Origin of the sequence: Thermus sp. (assembly GCF_037444525.1) — a bacterium.
GTDB lineage: Bacteria > Deinococcota > Deinococci > Deinococcales > Thermaceae > Thermus.
In genome coordinates this window covers 1-8,025 of the sequence record NZ_JBBIMD010000079.1, presented here as the reverse complement: position 1 = coordinate 8,025, position 8,025 = coordinate 1, and the positions used below count along the sequence as shown (strand labels likewise).

The 8,025-nt window shown below is 67.9% G+C and carries 11 protein-coding genes; 8 read left to right on the top strand and 3 right to left on the bottom strand.

Translation table 11 applies throughout. The annotated features are described in order from the left end of the window. Positions 1-57 precede the first annotated feature (57 nt). Genes WKI94_RS10860 through WKI94_RS10850 form a run of 3 tightly spaced genes read left to right on the top strand, consistent with a single transcriptional unit; the run spans position 58 to position 2,338 of the window. On the top strand, positions 58-414 hold the full coding sequence (locus tag WKI94_RS10860) for a hypothetical protein (RefSeq protein ID WP_337845750.1): 357 nt from the start codon (positions 58-60) through the stop codon (positions 412-414). After that, the gene (locus WKI94_RS10855) at positions 411-1,094 is read left to right on the top strand and encodes a response regulator transcription factor (protein ID WP_337845749.1); all 684 of its coding nucleotides are present in this window, start codon (positions 411-413) and stop codon (positions 1,092-1,094) included. The genes WKI94_RS10860 and WKI94_RS10855 overlap by 4 nt, the downstream gene beginning before the upstream one ends. Then, on the top strand, positions 1,091-2,338 hold the full coding sequence (locus WKI94_RS10850) for a HAMP domain-containing sensor histidine kinase (RefSeq protein WP_337845748.1): 1,248 nt from the start codon (positions 1,091-1,093) through the stop codon (positions 2,336-2,338). Before WKI94_RS10855 ends, WKI94_RS10850 begins: the two co-directional genes overlap by 4 nt. On the opposite strand, the gene WKI94_RS10845 is transcribed toward WKI94_RS10850, so the two are convergent. Continuing rightward, the gene (locus WKI94_RS10845) at positions 2,335-4,221 is read right to left on the bottom strand and encodes a Wzz/FepE/Etk N-terminal domain-containing protein (protein WP_337845747.1); all 1,887 of its coding nucleotides are present in this window, start codon (positions 4,219-4,221) and stop codon (positions 2,335-2,337) included. The genes WKI94_RS10850 and WKI94_RS10845 overlap by 4 nt on opposite strands. Positions 4,222-4,411: 190 nt before the next feature. Here WKI94_RS10845 and WKI94_RS10840 point away from each other — a divergent pair, with 190 nt between their 5' ends. From WKI94_RS10840 to WKI94_RS10820, 5 genes are all read left to right on the top strand, one after another. Further along, positions 4,412-4,555, top strand: coding sequence for a hypothetical protein (locus WKI94_RS10840; protein WP_337845746.1), 144 nt, complete (start codon positions 4,412-4,414; stop codon positions 4,553-4,555). After that, on the top strand, positions 4,552-4,716 hold the full coding sequence (locus tag WKI94_RS10835; protein ID WP_337845745.1) for a hypothetical protein: 165 nt from the start codon (positions 4,552-4,554) through the stop codon (positions 4,714-4,716). The genes WKI94_RS10840 and WKI94_RS10835 overlap by 4 nt, the downstream gene beginning before the upstream one ends. 602 nt (positions 4,717-5,318) lie before the next feature. Further along, the gene (locus WKI94_RS10830) at positions 5,319-5,702 is read left to right on the top strand and encodes a HEPN domain-containing protein (protein ID WP_337845744.1); all 384 of its coding nucleotides are present in this window, start codon (positions 5,319-5,321) and stop codon (positions 5,700-5,702) included. After that, a complete protein-coding gene (locus WKI94_RS10825; protein ID WP_337845743.1) occupies positions 5,699-6,076 on the top strand; it encodes a nucleotidyltransferase domain-containing protein in 378 nt (125 codons plus the stop codon). The genes WKI94_RS10830 and WKI94_RS10825 overlap by 4 nt, the downstream gene beginning before the upstream one ends. A 356-nt stretch (positions 6,077-6,432) precedes the next feature. Continuing rightward, a complete protein-coding gene (locus tag WKI94_RS10820) occupies positions 6,433-6,975 on the top strand; it encodes a hypothetical protein (RefSeq protein ID WP_337845742.1) in 543 nt (180 codons plus the stop codon). Positions 6,976-6,980: 5 nt separating this feature from the next. Here WKI94_RS10820 and WKI94_RS10815 read toward each other — a convergent pair whose 3' ends face one another. Together WKI94_RS10815 and WKI94_RS10810 are read right to left on the bottom strand one after the other, a co-directional pair. Next, positions 6,981-7,469: a hypothetical protein gene (locus tag WKI94_RS10815; RefSeq protein WP_337845741.1), complete on the bottom strand. Its 489-nt coding sequence runs from the start codon at positions 7,467-7,469 to the stop codon at positions 6,981-6,983. 324 nt (positions 7,470-7,793) lie between these two features. After that, positions 7,794-8,025: hypothetical protein (locus tag WKI94_RS10810; protein ID WP_337845740.1), on the bottom strand; the 232-nt coding region annotated here is incomplete at its 5' end.

Genomic DNA, 8,025 nt, shown 5'->3' with positions numbered 1-8,025 from the left:
GTTTTGAGTTAACCCACCTCCCACCCGCAGAAAAAGGGGCCTCGTAGAATGGGGAGGATGCGGCCCCTCCTTCCCCTTGCCCTCCTCCTGAGCCTGGCCCTGGCCGCCCTACCGCCCCTCCTGGGCCCCGCCCTTCCCCCGGGCACCGAGCTCCGCCTCCTCTCCCCCGACCTCAAGACCCTGCACGGGGCCTGGCGAGTGGAGGGGAAGGTCCTCCTCCCCCTCTCCCCTCCCCTGCCCCCCCGGGCGGGGAGCGAGGTCCGCCTCCTCCTGGCCATACCAGGGGAAAAACCCAAGACGTTTAGCGGGGTGGTGGACCGGGGGGATGTCCTCCTGGAAAGGGAGCGGGTAAGCCTTTTAAAGCTTCTCAAAGAGGTCTACGGCCTGACCCTTCCGGAAAGGCTTTGGCCATGAAGCGGATCCTCCTCATAGAAGACGACCCCGAGGTGGCCCGGCTGGTGGAACTGGAGCTCTCGGAAGCGGGCTTTGGGGTGCTTTGGGCCAAGGGGGGGATGGAAGGCCTCACCCTCTTCCGCCAGCACCACCCCGACCTGGTCATCCTGGACCTGGGCCTACCGGACCTGGACGGGGCGGAGGTGGCCCGCAGGATCCGGGCCACGGACGAAACCCCCATCCTGGTCCTCACCGCCCAAGATGGGGTGGAGCGCAAGGTGGGCCTCCTCTCGGACGGTGCGGACGACTACCTGGTCAAGCCCTTCCACCCTGCGGAGCTTCTCGCCCGCATCCAGGTGCAGCTCCGCCACCGGGAGGGGAGCGAGGTCTTAAGCGTTGGCCAGCTGGAGCTTTATCCAAGGAGAAGGCAGGTCTTCTTCGCCGGGCGGGAGGTGCGGCTTTCCCCCAAGGAGTTTGACCTCCTCCACCTCCTCATGTCCCGCCCGGGCCGGGTCTTTCCCCGGGAGGAGATTGAGGAGAGGCTGTGGGGCAGGCCCCTGGGCCGGGAGTCCAACGTCCTGGACGTGCACGTGGCCAACCTCAGGGCGAAGCTCCGGGAGGCCGGGGCCTACGGCTACCTCCGGACGGTCCGGGGCCTGGGCTACGCCATTCGCCCGGGGCGCGAGGGGGACGGGGCTTGACCTTCCGGGCCCGGCTCTTTTTGGCCTTCAGCCTCCTCTGGCTCTTTCTCCTCCTCCTCACCGGGTACCTGGCGGGGCGAGGGGTAGAGGAAAGCCTCAAGGGCCACCTCCTCCAAATCCTCCTCCAGGACGCCGCCCGGGCCGCGGAGGCCTACCAGAAGGGGCAGAGCGGGGCCCTCCTCACCACGGGAGGGGTCTTTCTCCACCTCTACACTGGGGAGGGTGAACCCCTGGTCCTCACCGAACCCCGCCACCGCCTGCCCCAGGCCGCCCTGCAGGGGGCAGGAGAAGCCCCGAAGGCCTTCTTCGGGGAAGGCTTTGCCGCCGCCCTGGTCCAGACCCCCTTGGGGACCCTGGCTCTCACCGCGGACACCGCCCCGGTGGAGGAAGCCCTTTCCGCCCTAAGGAGGGGGCTTTTGGAGGCCTTTCTCCTCCTTCTCCCCTTGGGACTTCTCCTCGTCTACCTCACCGCCCGCCTGGCGGCAAGGCCCCTGGAGGGGGCGGCCCGGGAGGTGGCGAGCCGAAGCCCAAGCCGCCTGGACCCCATCCCCCTCACCCTCCCCAAGGACGAGTTCGGGCGGATGGTGGAGGCGGTGAACGCCCTCCTCCAGGCCCTGAAAGAGGCCCAGGAAAGGGAGCGGGCCTTTCTAGCGGAGGTGAGCCACGAGCTCCGCACCCCCCTCACGGTCCTCCTCGGCCACCTGGACCGGCTTGGGCGGAACCCCCTGGACAAAGAGGCCCTGGAGGCGGCCCTAAAGACCGCGGAAAGGATGCGCCGCCTGGTGGAAGATCTCCTGGACCTGGCCCGGGGAGAGGCGGGCTGGCGGCTGGACCTGCACATCCTGGACCTCCTGGAGTTGGCCCGGGAAGCGGCCAGGGAGCAGGGGGTCCCGGTGGAGGGGGAGCAGCTGGAGGTCCTGGGGGACCCGGACCGGCTCCTCCAAGCCCTCCGGAACCTCATCGCCAACGGGGTGCGGGCCGCGGGGCGGGAGGGGGTGCGGGTACGGGTAAGGCGGGAGGGCCCTTGGGCCCTACTGGAGGTGGAGGACCGGGGGCCAGGGATCCCGGAAGACCTCCTCCCCCACCTCTTCCAGCGCTTCGCCCGGGGGCCTGGAGGGGGGACGGGGCTGGGCCTTGCCGTGGCCCAGGCCATCGCCCGGGCCCACGGGGGGGAGATCGGGGTGGAAAGCGCACCCGGAAGGACGGTCTTCCGGGTGCGCCTGCCCCTTCTGGAGGAGGATTAGGCCAAAGCCGCCTCCTTGGGCCTTAGGACCTCGGCGAGGAAGGCCGCCATCACCCCCAGCATCAGGCCCAGGAAGAGGGCCGCGGCGAAGATAAGGGCCCGCTTGGGGGCCACCTTCTCGTACACGGGGTAGGCGGGGGCCAGGACCTGGGCCAGGGCGCTTTGGGAGCTTGCGATCTCAATCTGGAGGTCCGTCTTCTTCTGGGCCAGGGCCAGGTAGGCGTTCTTGGCCAGGTCCAGGGCTTGGGTGAGCTGGCTTTGTTCCACCTGGGCCCGGGCCACCCGGGCCTTTAGGACCTCGAGGCGGGCCTCCACCTGAGGGATGCGGGCCTCCAGGGCCGCCTTCCGGGCAAGAAGCCTGGCCTCCTCCGCCTGGGCGTCGATCAGGGCCGAGCGCAAGCGCTGGTACTCGGGGTTGGGGTTGTCAAAGGTGAGATCCGGAGCGGTAAGACCGGCGATCTGGTCGTACCTCGTGCGGAAGACCTCGTAGGCCGCCTTCTTGGTGGCGTACTCCAGGGTTAGGACCTCCTTTTCCCGCTCCTGGGCAGAGAGGAGCTTCCGCAATTCCTCCGCTCTAGCCTCCAGTCGGGCCCGCTCCTGCCCCAAGGAAGCCCTTTCCGCTTCCAACGCCTTGACTTCTGACCGGAGTTGGAAAACTTGGGTCAAGAGAGGTGGATAAGCGGGGTTGATCTCCTGGACCTTCAGGGTAAGCCCTTTCAGAGCCTCAAGGCCCTGCCCTGCAATCGCCTGGGCCACCACAGGGTCCGACACCACCTCCTTGTAAAGCTCCAAAGCCCTAGGCTCCCTGGCCACCTCCGCCTCTAAAGCCCCCAAGGTGGCCTTGCGGGAAGCCAACTCCGTTTCCAAACGGGCCTGTCTGGCCGCGATTTCCGCCAAGCGCCTCTGTAAGGCCTCCAATTCTCCCTGCCACTCGGCGATCCTCTCCCGCTTCTTAAACGCCTCCAGCGCCTGGGCCGCCTGGCCGAAGGTCTGCCGGGCCTTTTCCGTCTCCGCCCTAAGGGCCTGCTTGGCCTCCTCCAGCCTGCGGTTGATGAGGGCTAGCTGGTCCGGGGAAAGCCCCGGGGCCACCACCCCCTGCTGCCGAAGGGCCTCCTTCTCGAGGGCCGCCATGCGCCCCCGGATGGCCGCCAGATCCCGCTCCAGCCCGGAAAGCTCCCTATCCAGGTCCACCCTCTCCTGGGTCTTGGCGGAAAGCTCCGCCTGGTCCTGGGGCAGGGTGGTGGTGCGGTTAAAGGCCTCCAGACGGGCTTCCGCCTCCCGGTAGGCCTTTTCCGCCGGGGCAAGCTGCTCTTCCAGGGCCAAAAGGCTCGCCCTAAGCCGCGCCAGGGGGATCTCGTTCACCCGCCGCACCACCCCTTCCGCCCAGAGGTTGGCCGTCTTGGCCGCCACCTCGGGGCTTGGGGCCTCCACCCTAAGGGAAGCCACCACGGGGGGCACCCGCCCCTGGGGGAGGGGCTGGACCTGGCGGGGAGACTCGTCTTTCACGGAGAAGTCCCGGAGCATGCGCTCCAGGCCAGGAATGGTGCCTTGGTCCTGCCAGCGGGTGGGGAGCCTGCCCTCCTTCTTCAGCGCCTCCCACACCGGCCGGGTCACCTCCTCGGAAAGGGCGATGGCCTTGAGCCCCTGGAAGGTGAGGAGGTTTTGCCCCTGCACCTGGATCCTCTGCTCCAGCTGGGCCTGGACCTCGAGGGGCGCCACGCTCACCGTGGCCGTGGAGGCGTAGGTGGGCTCGGCGATGAAGAAGCCGTAGATAAGGGCCGCCACCCCAAAGAGGAGGGACAGGGTCCAGAGCCAAACCCGGTGCCGCTTGAGGATCTCCAGGATGTCCCGTAGGGTGAGCTCTTCTTGGGGGGTCTCCGTCATGCCGCCCTCAGTTTAATGGGTTGCCTCAAAACTTGCACCTCCCGCATACCGTGCATAAACACCCATCCCCCCCTCCTCCCTCCGGGGGCCAAAGCCCCAGGACATGGAGCTCCCGCAAAAGCCCCTGGGATACGCGACCTCTAGACTGGATAGTGGGTAAGTGGTAGGCTAATCCCATCTAGGGGTCAAGATGAAAAAGGCCAAACCGGTACCGCCGCAGCTTAAGTTTCAAGCAGCCCTTGAGGCCGTCAAGGGTGAACGGAGCCTGGTGGAGATCGCCCGCGCCTACGGTGTCCACCCCAACACCATCGGCAAGATACGGCCAAGGCCGTGACGAAGTGGAAGGCAGAATTGATGGAAAAGGGCCCCTCCATCTTCTCCGGCGAAACCCAGGAGAAGGAGCTGGAGAAAAAGATCCGTGACCTTGAGCAGCTCATCGGTAAGAAGGAGGTTGAGATTGCCCTCTTAAAAAAGCCAAACCTACGCTTTGCGTGACCCTCGGGCAGGGGAGGTAAAGCGCGTCAGCCGCAAGGCTATGTTCGTGACCTTGGGTGAGCGGATTGACCTGGCCCATCAAGCCCTCGCCCGTCAGCCGTAAGGCTACGTTCCGGGTCTGGCTCCCCTGCCCATCGGCAAGCTACGGGCTTCGCCCGTGACTCTCCGCGCACTGGGTCCGGGCCTTGGGCCCGAAGGTTCCCATCCCCCGGGCTACCTGGTACTAAGTGCCCCACCGAAGCTTTCGCTTCGGTGGGGACCCCAGAAGAAGGGCCTAGACCGCCTTGCCTCTGAGCCCCATGAGGATTTTTCAATGCCGAGGCGCTTAGTGGAGAGCTTCTTTGGTCGGGGCAAGGTAGCCTGACGGCTGACCAAGGGGGAGGCGAAGGACCTGTTTCTTGGTCAGCCCGCAGGGCTATCTTGGAGCCAAGACTCTGGAGAAGCTGGGGGGGGTGATTGCGGAGCGGGTCCGGTACTACGGGGAGAGCCGCTTGCACACGGGGCTGGGGTACTGCGGCCAGGCCCCTGGAGGAAGCTGGGGTGGAGCCCTTTATGGCCTGGGCCACCGCGGCCTGGCTCCTTGAGCTGGTAAAGTAAAAGGGGTGAACCGGGCCCGCGACTGGCTGGAGCAGGCGGAGCACAACCTGCGCCACGCCCAGGCCTCCCTGGGGCTTGGGGATTGGGCATGGGCTTGTTTTGCTGCACAGCAGGCCGCAGAGGCAGCCCTAAAGGGCCTGCACCTGGCCCAGGGGCAGGTGGCCTGGGGGCATTCCATCCTGGATCTTCTCTCGGAGCTCCCCCAGAGGATAGACGTTCCGGAGGATCTGGTGGAGGCAGCCAAGATCTTGGACAAGTACTACATCCCCACCCGCTACCCCGATGCCCATCCCTCGGGCCCCGCCGCCCGCCACTATGTGGCCCGGGAGGCAGAGGAGGCGGTGCAGCTGGCCGGAAAGGTGCTGGACTTCGTGAGGGGGCACCTATGACCCGGGTGTTCCGCCTGGACCGGAAGGCCCGCCTCGAGGAGGTCCATCGGGGGGCCCAGGCCATGGGAGAGATGCACCCGGAGGTTCTGGCCGTAGTCCTCTTCGGCTCCCTGGCCCGGGGGGAGGCCACGGCCATGAGCGACGCGGACCTCCTGGTCCTCCTCGCCCACACCCCATGGCCCTTCGGGGAGCGCCTGGTGCGGTACCGGCCCCCTGGGGTGAGGGGCGTGGAGGTTTTCCCCTACACCTGGGAGGAGGCTGAAGCCTTGCTGGCAGAAGGGCTCGGTCCCGTTCGCCCTGCCCTAGAGGAGGGCCTGGTCCTCTTCCAGCGGGAGGGGGCCTGGGAGCGGTTCAGGATGAAGGAATCTGCATGAAAGGGTATGAGGAGGGTGTGCGTCGTCCTCCTGGGCTTTGGGGGATTGGGGGTTCGCGCAGGGTTTTGCCCAGCCCAAGCTTCTCCTTCCTCTACTCCCACCCCTGGGCGATGCGCTTGATCCCTACGAACCCCCTTTCGGTTATTCACCCACATAGACCTTAACAGGGCAAAAGGAAAGGGGGTCTTTGGTCCTTATGACCCCACCCAAGGCCCCCATACCCAGTCTACCTCTTCTCCTCCAAACCCTCCTCCAGGCCCTCACCGCCTTTCCAGTCTTCCCCGGATGGGGGAGAAGCAGGTGTTTTCGGCGCGGGGCTTGGGGATCGGTCCGGTGCTCAGGGCGGTGGCGTGAGTATGCAGCTGAAGATCCGAAAGGGGGGCGAAAGGGGGGTTATAGGACACGGATGTCCAAACGCGTCCAGCACGACAAAAACCCCTCCTCCCCAACCGGACACCAGCGCCCATGACCATCCCGAGGCCCCCGAGGCTGGCCCCGCCGGCCAGGTGGTCCGGGCCCTCAAGGAGGCCGGGGCCTGGGGAGAGGTCTACGGCCTCCTCCGTCCTTACTTCCCCACCCCCAGGCTCTGGGTGCGCTACCTGGAAACCCTGGCCGCCATCCCGGCAGACTTGGGCCCTGACGGGTTCGCCTACGGCGTCCGCTTCGCCCTGGCCCAGCTGGCCAGGGGCGTGGTCTTCTCCCCCCCAGGCCCCAAGCCCAAGCCCCCCTTGAGCCTTGAGGACGGGCAGGAGGTGGCCTTCCTCACCGCGGCCGGGGAGCTCAAGCACGGGCTCTTCGCGGGCTGGACCGGGGGGTACCGGCTGGCCTTCGTGGACACCGGTGGGCTGGTGTACCGGGTGCCCGTGGAGCGGCTGAGGGTGGAGGGGCTGACGGCCTAGGGGGGCTACCCCCCCCGGGGAGGGGGCAGGGCCCGGGCCAGGACCACCACCTCCTCCCCAAGAAGCCGCCCCCGGTGGAGGGTCCCCATCACCAGGACAAAGCTCCCCACGGGGGGCGGGGGGTAGAGGGGGCGCCGCCTTAGGTAGGCCACGGTGAAGGACCGGGCGTCCGCGGGCACCACCCGCACCCGGCCTATTCCCTCCTTTTCCCCCAGGAACCGCCCCCGGAGGAGGAAGCGGAGGGGGCCCTCTCCCCCGCCCTCCCCCAAGGGCTCAGCCCGCCGGAGGAGGACCCGGACCACGTGCCCCTCCCTGTCCGTGCGGAACCACAGGTGGACCCTGTAGACCCCCTCCAGGGGCCAGGCGGGGAGGTGGGGCTTGAGGCGCAGGCTGAAGAGGCCCGGCCCCTCCAGGCGGTAGCTCCCGCCCCGCCGGAGGGGGCGGAGGTGGGCCGGGCCCTGGATGAGGGCTTGGTGGTGGGGGAAGGGGACCATGGGAACAAGGATAGGGCCTCCACCGGGTAGCCTTCTCCGCCCCCGGGTCGCCCTGCAGGCCGGGATCCCGAGGAAGGCTGGGTCTGGATCGCCCGCTACCACACCGCCGGGGGGAGGCCCCACCGGGACCGGAACCGCATCGCCCCCCATGAGCCCGTGGAAGGGCCCGTGGTGTGGGCCCTCGTGCGGGGGGGCGGGTGGAGGCCTTCCTGGACCCCACGGGGCCTATGGTGCCCATGGGGGCGGCGTAGGCCCAGAAGCAGGGCGTCAGGCGCAGATTCCCCTGGCCCATGAGGGGCCAGGGCGTCGTCCCCACGGTCCCTCCTAGAGGAAGGTCACGGCCTTTTGCAGGAGGCTCAGGATGTCTTCCCGGGCGTCCCGAGGGGCCTCCTCCTGGGACCTTTGCGCACCCCATTCCGCCCGGGGGACCTGGGACCTCAAGTCCAAGCCCCCCTGGGCCAGGGCGGGCGGAAAGAGGAGGGCCCAGGGCAGGGCCCTGAGGACCTTAGGGGGAGGTGAGGATGGTGCCATCCCACCCCACCGCCACGAAGAGGCC

Excerpts from the sequence above, each read along its gene's own strand:
- WKI94_RS10825 (WP_337845743.1), top strand. The coding sequence starts at position 5,699 with ATGACCCGGGTGTTCCGCCTGGACCGGAAGGCCCGCCTCGAGGAGGTC.
- WKI94_RS10815 (WP_337845741.1), bottom strand. The coding sequence starts at position 7,469 with ATGGTCCCCTTCCCCCACCACCAAGCCCTCATCCAGGGCCCGGCCCAC.
- WKI94_RS10820 (WP_337845742.1), top strand. The coding sequence starts at position 6,433 with ATGCAGCTGAAGATCCGAAAGGGGGGCGAAAGGGGGGTTATAGGACAC.
- WKI94_RS10855 (WP_337845749.1), top strand. The coding sequence starts at position 411 with ATGAAGCGGATCCTCCTCATAGAAGACGACCCCGAGGTGGCCCGGCTG.
- WKI94_RS10860 (WP_337845750.1), top strand. The coding sequence starts at position 58 with ATGCGGCCCCTCCTTCCCCTTGCCCTCCTCCTGAGCCTGGCCCTGGCC.
- WKI94_RS10840 (WP_337845746.1), top strand. The coding sequence starts at position 4,412 with ATGAAAAAGGCCAAACCGGTACCGCCGCAGCTTAAGTTTCAAGCAGCC.
- WKI94_RS10845 (WP_337845747.1), bottom strand. The coding sequence starts at position 4,221 with ATGACGGAGACCCCCCAAGAAGAGCTCACCCTACGGGACATCCTGGAG.